Annotated in this window: 16 protein-coding genes; 13 read left to right on the plus strand and 3 right to left on the minus strand. The window is 54.6% G+C overall.

The window, feature by feature from the left end; translation table 11 throughout:
- The first annotated feature begins 30 nt into the window (after positions 1 to 30).
- From atpG to HA50_RS20750, 11 genes are all read left to right on the plus strand, one after another.
- On the plus strand, positions 31 to 897 hold the full coding sequence (gene atpG / locus HA50_RS20700; RefSeq protein WP_084878114.1) for a F0F1 ATP synthase subunit gamma: 867 nt from the start codon (positions 31 to 33) through the stop codon (positions 895 to 897).
- Between the two features lie 30 nt (positions 898 to 927).
- Positions 928 to 2,325 (plus strand): F0F1 ATP synthase subunit beta, encoded by a 1,398-nt coding sequence (gene atpD / locus HA50_RS20705; protein ID WP_084878116.1) that lies wholly within the window; start codon positions 928 to 930, stop codon positions 2,323 to 2,325.
- 24 nt (positions 2,326 to 2,349) lie between these two features.
- Entirely contained in the window at positions 2,350 to 2,769 is a 420-nt protein-coding gene (locus tag HA50_RS20710; RefSeq protein ID WP_084878118.1) for a F0F1 ATP synthase subunit epsilon, read from the plus strand.
- A 167-nt stretch (positions 2,770 to 2,936) separates the two neighbouring features.
- Positions 2,937 to 4,307 carry a bifunctional UDP-N-acetylglucosamine diphosphorylase/glucosamine-1-phosphate N-acetyltransferase GlmU gene (gene glmU, locus HA50_RS20715; protein ID WP_084878122.1) on the plus strand — a complete coding sequence of 457 codons (1,371 nt, stop codon included), beginning with the start codon at positions 2,937 to 2,939 and terminating at the stop codon, positions 4,305 to 4,307.
- Positions 4,308 to 4,451: 144 nt separating this feature from the next.
- Positions 4,452 to 6,281 (plus strand): glutamine--fructose-6-phosphate transaminase (isomerizing), encoded by a 1,830-nt coding sequence (glmS, locus tag HA50_RS20720; protein ID WP_084878125.1) that lies wholly within the window; start codon positions 4,452 to 4,454, stop codon positions 6,279 to 6,281.
- A gap of 176 nt (positions 6,282 to 6,457) precedes the next feature.
- Positions 6,458 to 7,501, plus strand: a complete 1,044-nt coding sequence (pstS, locus tag HA50_RS20725; protein WP_084878127.1) for a phosphate ABC transporter substrate-binding protein PstS — start codon at positions 6,458 to 6,460, stop codon at positions 7,499 to 7,501.
- A gap of 91 nt (positions 7,502 to 7,592) precedes the next feature.
- A complete protein-coding gene (gene pstC, locus HA50_RS20730) occupies positions 7,593 to 8,555 on the plus strand; it encodes a phosphate ABC transporter permease PstC (RefSeq protein ID WP_084878129.1) in 963 nt (320 codons plus the stop codon).
- Positions 8,552 to 9,439: a phosphate ABC transporter permease PstA gene (pstA, locus tag HA50_RS20735; protein ID WP_084878131.1), complete on the plus strand. Its 888-nt coding sequence runs from the start codon at positions 8,552 to 8,554 to the stop codon at positions 9,437 to 9,439. The genes pstC and pstA overlap by 4 nt, the downstream gene beginning before the upstream one ends.
- Positions 9,440 to 9,483: 44 nt before the next feature.
- Positions 9,484 to 10,257 (plus strand): phosphate ABC transporter ATP-binding protein PstB, encoded by a 774-nt coding sequence (gene pstB, locus HA50_RS20740; protein ID WP_084878133.1) that lies wholly within the window; start codon positions 9,484 to 9,486, stop codon positions 10,255 to 10,257.
- Positions 10,258 to 10,274: 17 nt separating this feature from the next.
- Positions 10,275 to 11,009, plus strand: coding sequence for a phosphate signaling complex protein PhoU (gene phoU / locus HA50_RS20745; RefSeq protein WP_084878135.1), 735 nt, complete (start codon positions 10,275 to 10,277; stop codon positions 11,007 to 11,009).
- 106 nt (positions 11,010 to 11,115) lie between these two features.
- Positions 11,116 to 12,357 carry an MFS transporter gene (locus HA50_RS20750; RefSeq protein WP_084878136.1) on the plus strand — a complete coding sequence of 414 codons (1,242 nt, stop codon included), beginning with the start codon at positions 11,116 to 11,118 and terminating at the stop codon, positions 12,355 to 12,357.
- 42 nt (positions 12,358 to 12,399) lie between these two features.
- On the opposite strand, the gene yieH is transcribed toward HA50_RS20750, so the two are convergent.
- The gene (yieH, locus tag HA50_RS20755; RefSeq protein WP_084878138.1) at positions 12,400 to 13,059 is read right to left on the minus strand and encodes a 6-phosphogluconate phosphatase; all 660 of its coding nucleotides are present in this window, start codon (positions 13,057 to 13,059) and stop codon (positions 12,400 to 12,402) included.
- A gap of 140 nt (positions 13,060 to 13,199) precedes the next feature.
- Here yieH and HA50_RS20760 point away from each other — a divergent pair, with 140 nt between their 5' ends.
- The gene (locus HA50_RS20760; RefSeq protein WP_084878140.1) at positions 13,200 to 14,513 is read left to right on the plus strand and encodes an NCS2 family permease; all 1,314 of its coding nucleotides are present in this window, start codon (positions 13,200 to 13,202) and stop codon (positions 14,511 to 14,513) included.
- A gap of 32 nt (positions 14,514 to 14,545) precedes the next feature.
- On the opposite strand, the gene HA50_RS20765 is transcribed toward HA50_RS20760, so the two are convergent.
- Entirely contained in the window at positions 14,546 to 15,304 is a 759-nt protein-coding gene (locus HA50_RS20765; protein ID WP_084878142.1) for a 4'-phosphopantetheinyl transferase family protein, read from the minus strand.
- Positions 15,305 to 15,605: 301 nt separating this feature from the next.
- Here HA50_RS20765 and HA50_RS20770 point away from each other — a divergent pair, with 301 nt between their 5' ends.
- Positions 15,606 to 16,112: a flavin reductase family protein gene (locus HA50_RS20770; protein WP_084878144.1), complete on the plus strand. Its 507-nt coding sequence runs from the start codon at positions 15,606 to 15,608 to the stop codon at positions 16,110 to 16,112.
- Positions 16,113 to 16,176: 64 nt separating this feature from the next.
- Here the strand turns inward: HA50_RS20770 and HA50_RS20775 are convergent, their stop codons facing one another.
- Positions 16,177 to 16,767: a malonic semialdehyde reductase gene (locus HA50_RS20775; protein WP_084878146.1), complete on the minus strand. Its 591-nt coding sequence runs from the start codon at positions 16,765 to 16,767 to the stop codon at positions 16,177 to 16,179.
- Positions 16,768 to 16,846: the final 79 nt, after the last annotated feature.

A 16,846-nucleotide genomic window follows, 5' to 3' on the forward strand; every position in this document is an offset into this window, starting at 1 on the left:
GGCAGGCCGCAAGGCTTTGAGGAGAAGCTAATGGCCGGCGCAAAAGAAATACGATCCAAAATCGGAAGCGTGAAAAACACGCAGAAGATTACCAAAGCAATGGAAATGGTCGCCGCCTCCAAGATGCGTAAAACGCAGGAACGCATGGCGGCCAGTCGTCCGTATGCAGATACCATGCGCAAAGTGATTGGTCACCTTGCGTTAGGTAATCTGGAATACAAGCACCCTTACCTGGATGAGCGTGACGTTAAGCGCGTCGGCTACCTGGTCGTTTCGACTGACCGCGGGCTTTGTGGTGGTTTGAACATTAACCTGTTCAAAAAAGTGCTGGCAGAAATGAAAGCCTGGACTGATAAAGGCGTACAGAGCGATCTGGCGATTATCGGTTCCAAAGGGCTGGGTTTCTTCGGCTCTGTGGGTGGCAACATCGTGGCGCAGGTTACAGGCATGGGCGATAAGCCTTCACTGTCTGAATTGATCGGCCCGGTAAAAGTGATGTTGCAGGCTTATGATGAAGGCCGCATCGACAAGCTGTATGTCGTCAGCAACAAGTTTAATAACACCATGTCTCAGACTCCGACCATTACCCAACTGCTGCCGTTACCGCCAGCGGAAGGTGAAGAAGAGATGAAGGCGAAGACCTGGGATTACCTGTACGAACCCGATCCGAAAGCGCTGCTGGATACCCTGCTGCGTCGTTATGTCGAATCGCAGGTTTATCAGGGTGTGGTGGAAAACCTGGCCAGTGAGCAGGCCGCACGTATGGTTGCGATGAAAGCTGCAACCGATAACGGCGGAAATCTGATCAAAGAGCTGCAGTTGGTTTACAACAAAGCTCGTCAGGCCAGCATCACCCAGGAACTTACCGAGATCGTCTCGGGGGCCTCCGCGGTTTAACCAGGTTTGGAATTAGGTAGAGGATTCAAGATGGCAGCTGGAAAGATTGTCCAGATTATCGGCGCCGTAGTTGACGTCGAATTCCCTCAGGATGCAGTACCGCAAGTGTACAGCGCCCTTGAGGTTAAGAATGGTGATGCTCGTCTGGTGCTGGAAGTTCAGCAGCAGCTGGGTGGTGGCGTGGTTCGTACCATCGCCATGGGTACTTCTGACGGCCTGAAGCGCGGTCTGGAAGTCACCGACCTGAAAAAACCGATCCAGGTACCGGTTGGTAAAGCAACCCTCGGCCGTATCATGAACGTGCTGGGCGAGCCGATCGACATGAAAGGCGACCTGAAAGAAGAAGACGGCAGCGCAGTAGAGGTTTCCTCTATTCACCGTGCAGCACCTTCTTATGAAGAACAGTCTAACTCGCAGGAACTGCTGGAAACCGGCATCAAGGTTATCGACCTGATGTGTCCGTTCGCTAAGGGCGGTAAAGTCGGTCTGTTCGGTGGTGCGGGTGTAGGTAAAACCGTAAACATGATGGAGCTGATCCGTAACATCGCGGCTGAGCACTCAGGTTACTCGGTATTTGCCGGTGTGGGTGAGCGTACTCGTGAGGGTAACGACTTCTACCACGAAATGACTGACTCCAACGTTATCGATAAAGTAGCGCTGGTGTATGGCCAGATGAACGAGCCGCCGGGTAACCGTCTGCGCGTCGCACTGACCGGTCTGACCATGGCGGAAAAATTCCGTGATGAAGGCCGTGACGTACTGCTGTTCATCGACAACATCTATCGTTACACCCTGGCCGGTACAGAAGTTTCTGCACTGCTGGGTCGTATGCCTTCAGCGGTAGGTTATCAGCCGACTCTGGCTGAAGAGATGGGTGTGTTGCAGGAGCGTATTACCTCCACCAAGACCGGTTCAATCACTTCCGTACAGGCCGTTTACGTTCCTGCGGATGACTTGACTGACCCGTCTCCGGCGACCACCTTCGCCCACCTGGACTCAACTGTAACCCTGAGCCGTCAGATCGCTTCTCTGGGTATCTACCCGGCCGTTGACCCGCTGGATTCCACCAGCCGTCAGCTGGATCCGCTGGTTGTTGGTCAGGAGCACTACGATGTAGCGCGTGGCGTACAGTCACTGCTGCAACGTTACCAGGAACTGAAAGACATCATCGCCATCCTCGGTATGGACGAGCTGTCTGAAGATGACAAACTGCTGGTGGCACGTGCGCGTAAAATTCAGCGCTTCCTGTCTCAGCCGTTCTTCGTTGCTGAAGTGTTCACCGGTTCTCCAGGTAAGTACGTATCGCTGAAAGACACCATCCGTGGCTTCAAAGGCATCATGGAAGGTGAATTCGACCATCTGCCAGAGCAGGCTTTCTACATGGTTGGCGCGATCGACGAAGCTGTGGAAAAAGCGAAGAAACTGTAATTTCGGTTTCCCGGGAGGAATGATATGGCTATGACTTATCACCTGGATGTGGTCAGCGCGGAGCAACAAATGTTCTCCGGTCTGGTGCAGAAAATCCAGGTGTCAGGTAGCGAAGGTGAACTGGGTATTTTCCCGGGTCACGCCCCGCTCCTGACTGCCATCAAGCCTGGTATGATTCGCATCGTTAAACAGCACGGCGAAGAGGAGTACATCTACCTCTCTGGCGGCGTGCTGGAAGTACAGCCGAGTAGCACCACTGTGCTGGCCGACACCGCGATTCGTGGTGAAGACCTGGACGAGGCGCGCGCGCTGGAAGCGAAACGTAAAGCAGAAGAGCACATGAGCAGCAGCCACGGTGACGTGGACTATGCGCAGGCCTCTGCCGAACTGGCGAAAGCTATCGCGAAACTGCGTGTAATCGAGCTGACCAAAAAAGCGATGTAATCAGGCTTTATGCGTCACGAAATGCCAGCCCTTTGGGCTGGCATTTTTTTTGCCTGTACTTTCCCGTCAGCACATTGCGACATCCTCTAATTTCGATCCGAGAAAAATGTAGTAATCTCAGGGGTAAACCTTAAACTTTCGAAAGCTAAAACAGAGTCAGGATGGTTATGTCTACAACTGCGATGAGTGTGGTGATTCTTGCTGCTGGCAAGGGCACCCGTATGTATTCCGATCTCCCCAAAGTTCTGCATACCCTGGCAGGAAAACCGATGGTTCAGCATGTGATTGACGCCGCCACCGGGCTGGGTGCCCAGCAAATCCATCTGGTGTATGGTCATGGCGGTGATCAACTCAAAGCACAGCTTGCCGGGAACACCCTGAACTGGGTACTTCAGGCACAGCAACTGGGCACCGGACATGCGATGCAGCAGGCGGCTCCTTATTTCGCCGATAACGAAGATATTCTGATGTTGTACGGCGATGTGCCGCTGATCTCGCAGGAGACTTTGCAGCGTCTGCGCGCCGCCAAACCAGCAGGCGGCATCGGGCTACTGACGGTAGTTCTCGACAATCCCACCGGTTATGGTCGCATCGTACGTGAACACGACACCATCACCGGCATCGTGGAACAAAAAGATGCCTCGGCAGAACAGCTGAAGATTCAGGAAATCAACACCGGTATCCTGGTTGCCAACGGCGGCGATCTCAAACGCTGGCTTTCTCAGCTGAACAGCAACAATGCCCAGGGCGAGTTTTATATTACCGACATTATTGCCATGGCGCATCAGGAAGGTCGTGTCGTGCAGGCGGTCCATCCGGCGCGGATCAGCGAAACCGACGGTGTGAACAATCGCCTGCAACTGGCTGCGCTGGAGCGTGCATATCAGGCTGAACAAGCCGAGAGATTGTTGCTGGCTGGCGTCATGTTGCGCGACCCGGCACGTTTTGATCTGCGCGGTACGCTGCAACACGGGCGCGATGTCGAAATCGATACCAATGTGATCATCGAAGGTCACGTGACGCTGGGTGATCGCGTGAAAATTGCGGCGGGTTGCATCATCAAAAACAGCGTGATTGCCGATGACTGTGAAATCAGTGCGTATTCGGTAATTGAAGATGCCAGCCTGGCGGCGGCTTGTACCGTCGGCCCGTTTGCCCGTCTGCGTCCTGGCAGCGAGTTGGGTGAAAAGGCGCATGTGGGTAACTTCGTTGAAATGAAAAAAGCCAGCCTCGGCAAAGGCTCCAAAGCCGGACATCTCTCTTATCTGGGTGATGCGGAGATCGGCGAGGACGTGAATATCGGTGCGGGTACCATCACCTGCAATTACGATGGCGCGAACAAATCGAAAACCATCATTGGCGATAACGTCTTTGTTGGCTCCGACACGCAGCTGGTTGCTCCGGTGACCATTGCCAGTGGCGCAACTATCGCCGCAGGCACCACGGTGATGAAAGACGTTCCCGCTGCGGTTCTGGTTTATAACCGTAAAGAACAGAACCAGAAAGCCGGCTGGCAGCGCCCGGTGAAGAAAAAGTAATTTTTAATGGCCGGCAAAGACCGGCCTGTTAGCAGTAAATATAACTCTATCCCCACTCTCTACAAGGCTCGGGGAACCGGCAATGCCGGATATCAGGTCAGATGACAACGCAATGGCCGAAAGCCATGAAGTCAGGAAACTATTATGTGTGGAATTGTTGGTGCAGTAGCACAGCGCGACATTGCAGAGATTCTGCTGGAAGGTCTGCGTCGTCTCGAATATCGCGGTTACGATTCGGCTGGTCTGGCCGTCGTTGATCGTCAGGGCCATGTGACGCGTCTGCGTCGTCTCGGCAAAGTGCAGAAGCTGGCAGAGGCGGCGGAACAACAGCCGTTGATTGGCGGCACCGGTATCGCTCACACCCGCTGGGCAACGCACGGTGAACCCTCAGAAGCCAATGCGCATCCGCATATTTCTGAGCACATCATCATTGTGCATAACGGCATCATTGAGAACCATGAGCCGCTGCGTGCACAACTGATTGAACGCGGCTACCAGTTTGCCTCAGAAACCGACACCGAAGTGGTGGCGCATCTGGTGCACTGGGAGCAGAAGCAGGGTGGTTCGCTGCGTGAAGTGGTATTGCGGGTCATCCCGCAGCTGCGTGGTGCTTATGGCATGGTGATCATGGATAGCCGCGATCCGTCGCTGCTGGTGGCTGCCCGTTCCGGTAGCCCGCTGGTGGTCGGTCGTGGCATGGGCGAAAACTTTATCGCCTCTGATCAGCTGGCATTGCTGCCGGTGACGCGCCGCTTCATCTATCTGGAAGAGGGCGATATCGCTGAAATCACCCGCCGTGAAGTGACGATTGTCGATCGCAGTGGCAAACCGGTTAATCGCGCCGAGATTGAATCCAACGTGCAGTACGATGCCGGTGACAAAGGCGTCTATCGTCACTATATGCAGAAAGAGATTTATGAACAGCCGATGGCGATCAAAAACACCTTAACCGGTCGTTTTAGCCACGGTGAAGTCGATCTCAGTGAACTTGGCCCGCAGGCTGAAGACCTGCTGAGCAACGTTGACCATATCCAGATTATCGCCTGCGGTACGTCGTACAACTCCGGTATGGTGTCGCGTTATTGGTTTGAGTCGCTGGCCAACATTCCCTGCGATGTCGAAATCGCTTCTGAATTCCGCTATCGCAAATCCGCCGTACGTAAAAACAGCCTGCTGATCACGCTGTCGCAGTCAGGTGAGACGGCAGATACGCTGGCCGCGCTACGTCTGTCGAAAGAACTGGGCTACCTCGGTTCTCTGGCGATTTGTAACGTTGCGGGTTCGTCGCTGGTGCGGGAATCCGATCTGGCGCTGATGACCAAAGCGGGCACCGAAATCGGTGTGGCTTCCACCAAAGCCTTTACCACGCAGCTTACGGTATTGCTGATGCTGGTGGCGAAACTGGGGCGTCTGCACGGTATGTCTGCCGACACCGAGCACGAGATTGTGCACGCATTACAGGCGCTGCCGAGCCGTATTGAGCAGATGCTGGCGCAGGACAAGGTTATCGAAAGTCTGGCGGAAGGTTTCTCTGACAAACATCACGCGCTGTTCCTTGGCCGTGGCGATCAGTACCCGATTGCGATGGAAGGGGCGCTGAAGCTCAAAGAGATCTCCTACATTCACGCGGAAGCCTATGCTGCCGGTGAGCTGAAGCATGGGCCGCTGGCGCTGATTGATGCCGATATGCCAGTGATTGTGGTGGCACCGAACAATGAGTTACTGGAAAAGCTGAAGTCGAATATTGAAGAGGTGCGCGCGCGCGGTGGTCTGCTGTATGTGTTCGCCGATCAGGATGCGGGTTTCAGCGACAGCGAAGGCATGAAGATTATCTCACTGCCGCACGTAGAAGAGGTGATTGCGCCGATCTTCTACACCGTACCGCTGCAACTGCTTTCGTACCATGTGGCGTTGATTAAAGGTACCGATGTTGATCAGCCACGTAACCTGGCGAAATCAGTTACCGTTGAATAATCAGTAAGAAAAGCGGGGCCTGTCAGGTCCCGCTTCATTTTTAAACGATGTCATAAAACTGTCATATTTCGTACATTTGACTGTAATCAAACTGTCCTATTTTCCCTCCAGCAGCAATCAATGACTCCTACTAAAATGGCATAGAGCCTGATTTTTTTAACTCCCCTGGAGGGAACATGACACTGATGCGTAGCACCGTAGCCCGAATCCTCGCCGCCACCTTCGCAGTAAGCGCGGTCTCTGCTTTTGCAGCAACCGATCTGACTGGCGCAGGCGGGACGTTCCCGGCACCGGTTTATGCCAAGTGGGCAGCAGAATACCAGCAAGCCACCGGTAGCAAAATCAACTATCAGGGTATTGGTTCTTCAGGCGGCGTGAAGCAAATCATCGCCAAAACCGTCGATTTCGGTGCGTCAGATGCGCCGATGAAAGATGAAGATCTGCAAAAAAATGGCCTGTTCCAGTTCCCGACCGTGATCGGTGGTGTGGTACTGGCAGTGAATATCCCTGGTATTAAATCAGGTGAGCTGACCCTCGACGGCAAAACCGTTGGTGACATCTACCTGGGTAACATCAAAAAGTGGAACGATCCGGCGATTGCCAAACTGAACAAGGGCGTAAAACTGCCTGACACCAATATCAACGTGGTACGCCGCGCTGATGGTTCCGGTACTTCTTTCGTCTTCACCAGCTACCTGTCTAAAGTGAACGAAGAGTGGAACAGCAAAATCGGTAAAGGTAACACCGTAAACTGGCCAACCGGTCTGGGCGGTAAAGGTAACGACGGCGTGGCTGCATTCGTACAGCGTCTGCCGGGTTCAATTGGCTACGTAGAATATGCGTACGCTAAGCAGAACAACCTGACCTATACCAAACTGATGGATGCTGACGGTAAAGCGGTATCGCCGAGCGAAACCAGCTTCTCTAACGCGGCGAAAGGCGCGAACTGGAGCGAAACCTTTGCTCAGGACCTGACTTTCCAGAAAGGCGCAGATGCATGGCCGATCTCCTCAACCACGTTCATCCTGGTTTACAAAGATCAGGCGAATGCTGAAAAAGGTAGCGAAGTGCTGAAGTTCTTCGACTGGGCTTACAAACACGGTTCTAAAACGGCGACCAGCCTGGATTACGCCGCTCTGCCAGACAGCGTAACCGCGCAGATCCGTTCTGCCTGGAAAGCCAACATCAAAGACAGTTCAGGCAAAGCGCTGTTCGAGTAACTGATAGACCTGGCCAGCCGCAATGCTGGCCTACCCAATGGGCGGCATGATGATCATGTCGCCCTGTCATTCCCTGAGAACAGAGACTTCTATGGCTGCCACTAAGCCGACGTTTAAAGCCCCTGGCAAACAAGGTGACATGATTTTCGGCGCGCTGGTTAAACTCTCCGCGCTGATTGTGTTGTTGCTGCTGGGTGGCATCATCGTCTCCCTGATTTTCTCCTCCTGGCCCAGCATCCAGAAATTTGGCTTCTCTTTCCTGTGGACCAAAACCTGGGATGCGCCTAATGAACAATTTGGTGCGCTGGTGCCGATTTACGGAACTGTCGTGACCTCGCTGATTGCGCTGATCATCGCCGTTCCGGTGAGCTTCGGTATCGCCCTGTTCCTGACGGAACTGGCCCCAGGCTGGCTGCGTCGTCCGCTTGGTACGGCGATTGAACTGCTGGCGGCCATTCCCAGTATCGTTTACGGCATGTGGGGCCTGTTTATTTTCGCACCGCTGTTTGCGCAATATTTCCAGACGCCGGTGGGTGACATCATGTCGAATATCCCGATCGTCGGCGCGCTATTTTCCGGCCCGGCCTTTGGTATCGGCATCCTCGCCGCAGGCGTGATTCTGGCCATTATGATCATCCCTTATATCGCTTCGGTGATGCGTGATGTGTTTGAGCAGACGCCGGTGATGATGAAAGAGTCAGCCTATGGTATCGGCTGCACCACCTGGGAAGTGATCTGGCGCATCGTGCTGCCGTTCACCAAAAACGGGGTTATCGGTGGCGTGATGCTCGGCCTGGGCCGTGCTCTGGGTGAAACCATGGCGGTCACCTTTATTATCGGTAACACCTACCAGCTCGACAGCGCTTCGCTGTTTATGCCAGGCAACAGCATCACCTCGGCGCTGGCGAACGAATTCGCTGAAGCGGAATCCGGCGTGCATGTGGCGGCACTGATGGAACTGGGGCTGATCCTGTTTGTTATCACCTTTATCGTGCTGGCGATCTCCAAACTGATGATCCTGCGTCTGGCGAAGAGTGAAGGAGCCCGTTCATGACAACGATTGAATTGCAGGCGCGCGCCGAGCTGGAAGCCTCACGTCGTAAAATGCAGGCATGGCGCAGTACCAAAAATAAAATTGCGCTGACGTTGTCGTTACTGACGATGGCGTTTGGCTTGTTCTGGCTGGTGTGGATTCTGTTCACTACCGTTTCGCGCGGTATCGATGGCTTATCCTGGTCGCTGTTTACTGAATCGACCCCGCCGCCTAATACGGCAGGTGGTGGTCTGGCGAACGCCCTGGCCGGTAGCGGTTTATTGATTTTCTGGTCAACCTTCTTCGGTACGCCGCTGGGCATCATGGCGGGGATTTACCTTGCCGAATATGGTCGCAAGCACTGGCTGGCGGAAGTGATTCGTTTTATTAACGATATCCTGTTATCCGCACCGTCGATTGTGGTGGGTCTGTTCGTTTACACCATCGTGGTAGCGCAGATGCAGCACTTCTCCGGTTGGGCCGGTGTGGTGGCGCTGGCGCTGTTGCAGATTCCGATTGTGATCCGCACCACCGAGAACATGCTGCGCCTGGTGCCTGACAGCATGCGTGAGGCAGCCTATGCCCTGGGTACGCCGAAATGGAAGATGATTTCAGCTATCACCCTGAAGGCGTCAGTCTCGGGCATTATGACCGGTGTGCTGCTGGCGATTGCGCGTATTGCCGGTGAAACCGCACCGTTGCTGTTTACTGCGCTGTCGAACCAGTTCTGGAGCACCGACATGATGCAGCCGATCGCTAACCTGCCGGTGACTATCTTTAAATTCGCCATGAGTCCGTTTGCTGAATGGCAAAGCCTGGCGTGGGCGGGTGTACTGATCATTACCCTGTGCGTGTTGCTGCTGAACATCCTGGCGCGTGTGATTTTCTCCAAGAGCAAACACTAATTTCCCGGCGCGGCTTCGGCGGCGCGGTACATGAGAGACGAGCAATGAGTATGGCAACTTCTTCTGCCGGCAAAATTCAGGTGCGCAATCTGAACTTCCATTACGGGAAATTCCATGCGCTGAAAAATATCAATCTGGACATCGCGAAAAACCAGGTCACCGCATTTATCGGGCCGTCGGGCTGCGGTAAATCGACCCTGCTGCGTACCTTCAACAAAATGTACTCGCTCTACCCGGAGCAGCGTGCAGAAGGTGAAATTCTGCTGGATGGCGACAACATTCTGGCATCGAGCCAGGATATTGCCCTGCTGCGCGCCCGCGTTGGCATGGTGTTCCAGAAGCCGACGCCATTCCCGATGTCGATCTATGACAACATCGCCTTTGGCGTACGTTTATTTGAAAAGCTGTCGCGTGCTGATATGGATGAGCGCGTGCAGTGGGCGCTGAGCAAAGCAGCGCTGTGGAATGAAACCAAAGACAAGCTGCATCAGAGTGGTTACAGTCTCTCCGGCGGTCAGCAGCAACGTCTGTGCATTGCACGCGGCATTGCGATTCGCCCGGAAGTGCTGCTGCTGGATGAGCCTTGTTCGGCGCTGGACCCGATTTCAACCGGCCGTATCGAAGAACTGATCACCGAGCTGAAGCAGGACTACACCGTGGTGATCGTCACCCATAACATGCAGCAGGCGGCGCGTTGTTCCGATCACACCGCGTTTATGTATCTGGGTGAGCTGATTGAATTCAGCGATACCGATACGCTGTTTACCAAGCCAGCGCAGAAACAGACAGAAGACTACATTACCGGTCGTTACGGCTGATTTGACAGGAGACGCACATGGATAATTTAAATCTGAACAAACATATCTCCGGTCAGTTCAACGCGGAGCTGGAGCACATTCGCACTCAGGTGATGATCATGGGTGGCATGGTTGAGCAGCAGCTCACCGACGCCATTACCGCGATGCATAACCAGGATGGCGAACTGGCGCAGCGCGTGATCGACGGTGATCAGAAGGTCAATATGATGGAAGTGGAGATTGATGAAGCCTGCGTGCGCATCATCGCCAAACGCCAGCCTACCGCCAGCGACCTGCGCCTGGTGATGGCAATCATCAAGACCATTTCTGAGCTGGAACGCATCGGTGACGTGGCGGAAAAAATCAGCCGCACTGCACTGGAGAAATTTGGCCAGCAACATTTGCCGCTGCTGGTGAGCCTGGAATCGCTTGGCCGTCATACCGTGCAGATGCTGCATGACGTGCTGGATGCGTTTGCCCGCATGGATCTGAATGCGGCGATCCAGATCTACCGTGAAGATAAGAAGGTGGATAAAGAGTACGAGGGCATTGTACGTCAGCTGATGACTTACATGATGGAAGATCCGCGTACCATCCCCAGCGTACTGACCGCCCTGTTCTGCGCACGCGCCATTGAGCGTATCGGTGACCGTTGCCAGAACATCTGCGAAATCATCTTCTACTTCGTGAAAGGTCAGGATTTCCGTCACGTTGGCGGTGACAAGCTGGATGAGCTGCTGTCCGGCGACGATGGCACCAACAAACCGTCCTGATAGCCTGATGGCTGCCTGCATTAGCGGCAGCCATCTTCATTTCTGATTGGTCTCACGGCGTTCCGCTCTTTATACTTGGCGCACTTTTTATTACAAGGTGTTGCTGATGTCACCCCTCTCCCCCAAAAAGAAACAGAGCGTCACCCCGGCCAAAGCGATGCTGGCGGCTATAAGTGGCTATGCGATGGACGGCTTCGATCTGCTGATTCTTGGCTTCATGTTACCGGCGATTAGCGTTTCGCTGGCGCTCGATCCTTCACAAGCAGGATCGCTGGTCACCTGGACACTGATTGGAGCCGTGGTGGGTGGCATTGTCTTTGGTCATCTCAGCGACCGTTTTGGCCGCATCCGCATTCTGACCGTCACCATTCTGATGTTTTCCATTTTCACCGGGTTATGTGCGGTGGCGCAGGGCTACTGGGATTTGCTGGCGTACCGAACCCTGGCAGGGATGGGACTGGGTGGCGAATTTGGTATCGGCATGGCGCTTATCGCTGAAGCCTGGCCGCAGGAGAAGCGCAATCGCGCCTCCGCATGGGTAGGCATCGGCTGGCAGCTGGGTGTGCTGCTGGCGGCCTTTATTACCCCGCCGTTGCTGAGCGTGATTGGCTGGCGCGGTATGTTCCTGGTGGGGCTGTTGCCCGCGCTGGTGTCGTTTGTGATTCGCCGCAGCATGGGGGAACCGGAAGGATTTACCCATCATGTGGCGAAAACCCCGCAATTGTCGTTTACCGCCCGTATCCGTTTGCTGTTTAGCGACCGGGCCACCAGCAAGGCAAGCCTGGGTATCTTTATCCTCTGCTCGGTACAGAACTTTGGTTATTACGGCCTGATGATTTGGATGCCGAGTTATCTCTCCTCCAGCTTCGGCTTCAGTCTGACCAAATCCGGCCTGTGGACCGCCGTCACCGTGGTGGGGATGACGTTCGGTATCTGGCTGTTTGGCGTGCTGGCGGACCGCTTCGCGCGCTGGAAAATCTTCCTGTTGTATCAATTTGGCGCGGTAGTGATGGTGGTTATCTACGCTCAGCTGCGCGATCCCACCGTGATGCTGTTTACCGGCGCGCTGATGGGGATGTTTGTGAATGGCATGATTGGCGGCTATGGTGCGTTGATTTCCGACACTTTCCCGCCACAGGCACGCGCCACGGCGCAGAACGTGTTGTTTAACCTCGGACGAGGTGTGGGTGGTTTTGGCCCGCTGGTAATTGGTTTACTGGCGGCGAAAATATCATTCGCTGCGGCTATCACGCTGCTGGCGCTGATTTATCTGCTGGATATTGTGGCAACGCTGTTTTTGCTGCCGAAGAAGCAGGGTAATGAGGATTCACTGGGCGCGATTGGCTGATGCCACGGCGCGATTTTTCGCGCCGTGATGGGTAACAGGGCGTTACACCAGCGCCCAACCCCGCGCCTGCCACAATGCTGGCAACTGCGCCATATCATCAAAACGGGTCACCAGCGGGTGATCAAGCTCCGGGTTATGCGCATCAGCGCAGTAATAAAACACCGGAATACCGGCGGCGATACCGGCGCGGGCACCCGCTTCCGAATCATCCACCAGAATGCATTTCTCAATCGGCACCTGCATTTGCTCCGCCGCGTGGTACATCAGTTCCGGATCGGGTTTCCAGTGATTGATGTCATAACCGCTGTAAAGATGCTCAGCGAAGTACGGCAGCATGCCGGTCAGCCCGAGGGAATGCTGCATTTTCTTTACCGTGCCATTCGACACCACACACATCGGCACTTTAACCTGCTCCACCAGCGCTTTGGCCCCGGCGATAGGCTCCAGCTGCAAGTCAAACAGCCGGGCCACTTCGGCGCGGTAGGCGGTTTCCACTTCCTCGATAGGGAGTTCGGCCTGATGTTCCGCTGCCACATCACGGATGATGTCGTACAGTTTTACCCCTTTGTATTTTTCGAACATCTGCTGGAGCGATAGCTCGATACCGTAGCGGGCAAAGGTGTTGACGTAAGATTGTGTACAGATCACCTCGCTGTCGACCAGCGTGCCGTCACAATCAAAAAAAATACATTCAACTGACATCGCACATCATCCTTTTGGTAAACAATTAGCTGTCACTCTAACCCACTGCGCGCGTCGAGCAAACGCTTGCGAAAAATCAGTGTGCTGGGCCGGTAAAATCTATAGGATACGCGCGTTAAATTTTTCAGCAGGATAATGCTATGAACAAGCAGGGTCTGTTGCAGCGCATTTTTAAGTTGCAGGAACACGGTACTACCGTGCGTACGGAAGTGATCGCCGGTTTCACCACTTTTCTGACGATGGTGTACATCGTCTTCGTTAACCCGCAGATTCTTGGTGCCGCGGGTATGAATACCCAGGCGGTGTTTGTCACCACCTGTCTGATTGCCGCATTTGGCAGCATCCTGATGGGGCTGGTGGCCAATCTGCCGGTCGCACTGGCACCGGCGATGGGGCTGAATGCCTTCTTTGCCTTTGTCGTGGTCGGCGCGATGGGGTATTCGTGGCAGATCGGTATGGGGGCAATCTTCTGGGGCGCGCTGGGATTATTAATCCTCACGTTGTTGCGCGTGCGTTACTGGATGATCGCCAATATCCCGCTGAGCCTGCGCGTGGGCATCACGGCCGGTATCGGGCTGTTTATCGCCATGATGGGGCTGAAAAATGCGGGCATCATTGTGCCGAATGCGGACACGCTGGTCACCGTGGGTAACCTGACCTCGCATAGCGTGCTGTTGGGTGCGCTCGGCTTCTTTATCATCGCCATTCTGGCTTCACGTAATATCCATGCGGCGGTGCTGGTGTCGATTGTGGTGACTACCGTGATTGGCCTGCTGCTGGGCGATGTGAAGTTTACCGGCGTGTTCGCAACACCGCCGTCTGTTGGCTCTGTGGTGGGTCAGGTCGATATCAAAGGTGCGCTGAATATCGGGATGGCCGGGGTAATTTTCTCCTTCATGTTGGTCAACCTGTTTGACTCCTCCGGCACGTTGATTGGCGTAACCGACAAAGCCGGGCTGACCGATGAAAAAGGCACCTTCCCACGGATGAAGCAGGCGCTGTTTGTTGACAGCATCAGCTCAGTGGCCGGGTCGCTGATTGGCACCTCATCGGTCACCGCCTATATCGAAAGTTCTTCGGGCGTGGCGATTGGTGGCCGCACCGGACTGATGGCGGTGATCACCGGTATCCTGTTCCTGCTGGTGATGTTTCTGTCACCGCTGGCGGCAATGGTGCCCGCCTATGCGGCTGCGGGCGCTTTGATCTACGTCGGCGTGCTGATGACGGCATCGCTATCACGCGTGCGCTGGGACGATCTTACTGAAGCGGTTCCGGCGTTTGTCACTGCGGTGATGATGCCGTTCAGTTTCTCGATTACGGAAGGCATTGCGCTGGGCTTTATTGCTTACTGCGTGATGAAACTGGGAACGGGGCGCTGGCGGGAAATCAGTCCGTGCGTGGTGGTGGTTGCGTTGCTGTTTGTACTGAAAATCGTGTTTGTTGACGCCCACTAAAACTAAACAGGCCGCATAAGCGGCCTGTTTTGTTATGGGTGACCCATTTCCTGCGGTGTGGTGCGCTCGCTGGGTAAACTGGTCAGACGCAAGGTGCGTGGACCGATATTCGGTTTACTCATCTCCACATCGCGCAGCGGCTGCCATTGATAGTCGCCATCAATTTCCCACAACCGAAGTCGTTCCGTACCGGGTGACAACGCGCACGACCAAACCAGCGTCGGTTCGGCATCGCACACGGCCTGAATATCCGGGAACACGCTGGAGCGCAGACGCCCTGCGGCGGGATGGAGTCGCAGTGAATCAATACCGCTTTCCGCTTCACCAGTGAGTTTGAGAATGCTCTGGCGCAGCGTCCAGATCTGCGTCAGCGCTTCCATAAAATCCTGCTGCGCATTAATCCAGGCTTTCTCCCCGGAGGAGAGGTCCTGGGTGAGGGCATCCTGTGTCTGACGACTGTGGGCGCGCACGATTTCCATATCCAATCCGGCACGGCCGCCTTCTTCAGCCAGCAGAACACCCACCATATTTCCGGCGTAGGCGATGCTGAAATCAGGCAGGGCGGAATCGGCAAAACAAGGTCGACCGCTGCTGGTGGTGACAAGCTGCGGTAATTCATTGATACCGTAAATACGCAACATCAGCTGCGCCAGCAGCTCACGAGCGGCAAGAAAGCGGCCACGGCGCTTATCGGGCAGACGTTGCGCGCTATTAATTACATCCTGTGGAACCCGCATTGTCTCAGAGGAGAGGGGCGGGTTACCCATCCATCGAACAAAATGACTAGCCATCTGTCGCTCCGTGAAAATGGTCGGATAATCATCACAGCTATTGTAAGAATTTTCTCATGTCTTTGCATCCGGCATTACGTTGAATCCCTGAATTTCAGATAACGCCGAACATCATGACCATGCGCTGAAGCCGCGCCAGCAGCCATGTCATGCGGGGTGTTTGCTGATAAATGCCTGATTAGATGCTGAATGGGGCGATGTAGTGTAGGATTTGGGCATTAAAAAGGCAGGCTGATGAGAAAATTATAATTGCCGGATTTCAGCTGTGCTTCATCGCAGAATCATGCACGTCGGAGTTTTTATGTCAGTTACTTCATCTTCCCAGGAATCGATCTCACTCGATGACTTTCGTTTTGGTATGCGCCGCCTGAGTGCAGGCGTCTCACTGGTCACCACACAATCAGGCGATGAGAAGTTTGGTCTGATTGCGTCGTCGGTCAGCTCACTGGCGGCAGAACCGCCCAGCCTGCTGGTTTGTATCAACCAAAGCTCCTCCAGCCATGCCGGTTTTCTGCAGGCAGGATATTTTGCGGTTAACGTGCTGCGCGCGCACCATGCCGATCTATGCGCGCAGTTCAGCCAGCCAGCGCGTCGCGCCGAGCGCTTTCAGCACGGTGACTGGCAAACCCTGACTACCGGCGCGCCGGTGCTGGCGGATGCGCTGGTGAGTTTTGATTGTCAGCTGGAAAAAGTGGTGGACTGGCATACACATAGCGTGTTTCTGGCGCGGATTGTGGGCATTAATTTGCCGGGCGAAGCGGCAGAACCGATGGTCTACTTCAATAGCGGTTTTCATTCGCTGGGATAAGCGCGGTCCATAAAACCCGCGTGATAAATCGCGCCGCGACAGACTGGGTCACGGCGCTTTTTACTCAGGCAAATTTGCAGACGTCATCAAAACCGAGGCGCGGCAGACGCGGATGCAGTTTGCTTGCTTCGCCATAACCGAGGTTGATCAGCAAATTAACCTGCCATTTGCTGTTGCTGAAGAAAGCTTCATTGATTTTGGCCGGATCAAAACCCGACATCGGGCCAGCATCCAGCCCCAATGAGCGTGCCGCCAGGATCAGATAACCCGCCTGCAAACTGCTGTTGCGAAATGCCGTCTCTTTAACCAACTCCGGATTGCTGGTGAACCAGCTACGCGCATCACCGTGTGGAAACAGCTTAGGCAGATTTTCATAGAACTCCGCATCAGAGGCGACGATAACCGTCACTGGCGCTGCCATGGTTTTTTCCAGGTTGCCGGAAGAGAGCGCGGGTTTCAGCTTTTCTTTCCCTTCCTGGGAGGTGACAAACACAAAGCGGCCCGGTGAGCAGTTGGCAGAAGTCGGACCCAGCGCCGTCAGCGCGTAGAGTTGCTTTAACAGGTCCGGTGAAATCGGTTTGTTTTGCCAGTAGCTGTGGGTGCGGGCTTCATTGAACAGCGCATTCAGGGCGAGGCTGTCGAGCGGTGTACTCATGTTTCTCTCCTTTTCAGGCATCAAATTGAGCCTAATGTTTAGCATGAATAGAGGAATGACCAGGATCCGTTGGTGCACT

Source organism: Pantoea cypripedii (genome assembly GCF_002095535.1).
In the GTDB taxonomy this organism is placed as follows: Bacteria; Pseudomonadota; Gammaproteobacteria; order Enterobacterales; family Enterobacteriaceae; genus Pantoea; species Pantoea cypripedii.

Bases quoted from the DNA above. Each gene is read 5' to 3' on its own strand.
- pstB (WP_084878133.1), top strand. From the start codon at position 9,484: ATGAGTATGGCAACTTCTTCTGCCGGCAAAATTCAGGTGCGCAATCTG.
- pstA (WP_084878131.1), top strand. From the start codon at position 8,552: ATGACAACGATTGAATTGCAGGCGCGCGCCGAGCTGGAAGCCTCACGT.
- HA50_RS20765 (WP_084878142.1), bottom strand. From the start codon at position 15,304: ATGGCTAGTCATTTTGTTCGATGGATGGGTAACCCGCCCCTCTCCTCT.
- HA50_RS20760 (WP_084878140.1), top strand. From the start codon at position 13,200: ATGAACAAGCAGGGTCTGTTGCAGCGCATTTTTAAGTTGCAGGAACAC.
- HA50_RS20775 (WP_084878146.1), bottom strand. From the start codon at position 16,767: ATGAGTACACCGCTCGACAGCCTCGCCCTGAATGCGCTGTTCAATGAA.
- yieH (WP_084878138.1), bottom strand. From the start codon at position 13,059: ATGTCAGTTGAATGTATTTTTTTTGATTGTGACGGCACGCTGGTCGAC.
- pstS (WP_084878127.1), top strand. From the start codon at position 6,458: ATGACACTGATGCGTAGCACCGTAGCCCGAATCCTCGCCGCCACCTTC.
- HA50_RS20750 (WP_084878136.1), top strand. From the start codon at position 11,116: ATGTCACCCCTCTCCCCCAAAAAGAAACAGAGCGTCACCCCGGCCAAA.
- atpD (WP_084878116.1), top strand. From the start codon at position 928: ATGGCAGCTGGAAAGATTGTCCAGATTATCGGCGCCGTAGTTGACGTC.
- pstC (WP_084878129.1), top strand. From the start codon at position 7,593: ATGGCTGCCACTAAGCCGACGTTTAAAGCCCCTGGCAAACAAGGTGAC.
- HA50_RS20710 (WP_084878118.1), top strand. From the start codon at position 2,350: ATGGCTATGACTTATCACCTGGATGTGGTCAGCGCGGAGCAACAAATG.
- atpG (WP_084878114.1), top strand. From the start codon at position 31: ATGGCCGGCGCAAAAGAAATACGATCCAAAATCGGAAGCGTGAAAAAC.
- phoU (WP_084878135.1), top strand. From the start codon at position 10,275: ATGGATAATTTAAATCTGAACAAACATATCTCCGGTCAGTTCAACGCG.
- HA50_RS20770 (WP_084878144.1), top strand. From the start codon at position 15,606: ATGTCAGTTACTTCATCTTCCCAGGAATCGATCTCACTCGATGACTTT.
- glmS (WP_084878125.1), top strand. From the start codon at position 4,452: ATGTGTGGAATTGTTGGTGCAGTAGCACAGCGCGACATTGCAGAGATT.
- glmU (WP_084878122.1), top strand. From the start codon at position 2,937: ATGTCTACAACTGCGATGAGTGTGGTGATTCTTGCTGCTGGCAAGGGC.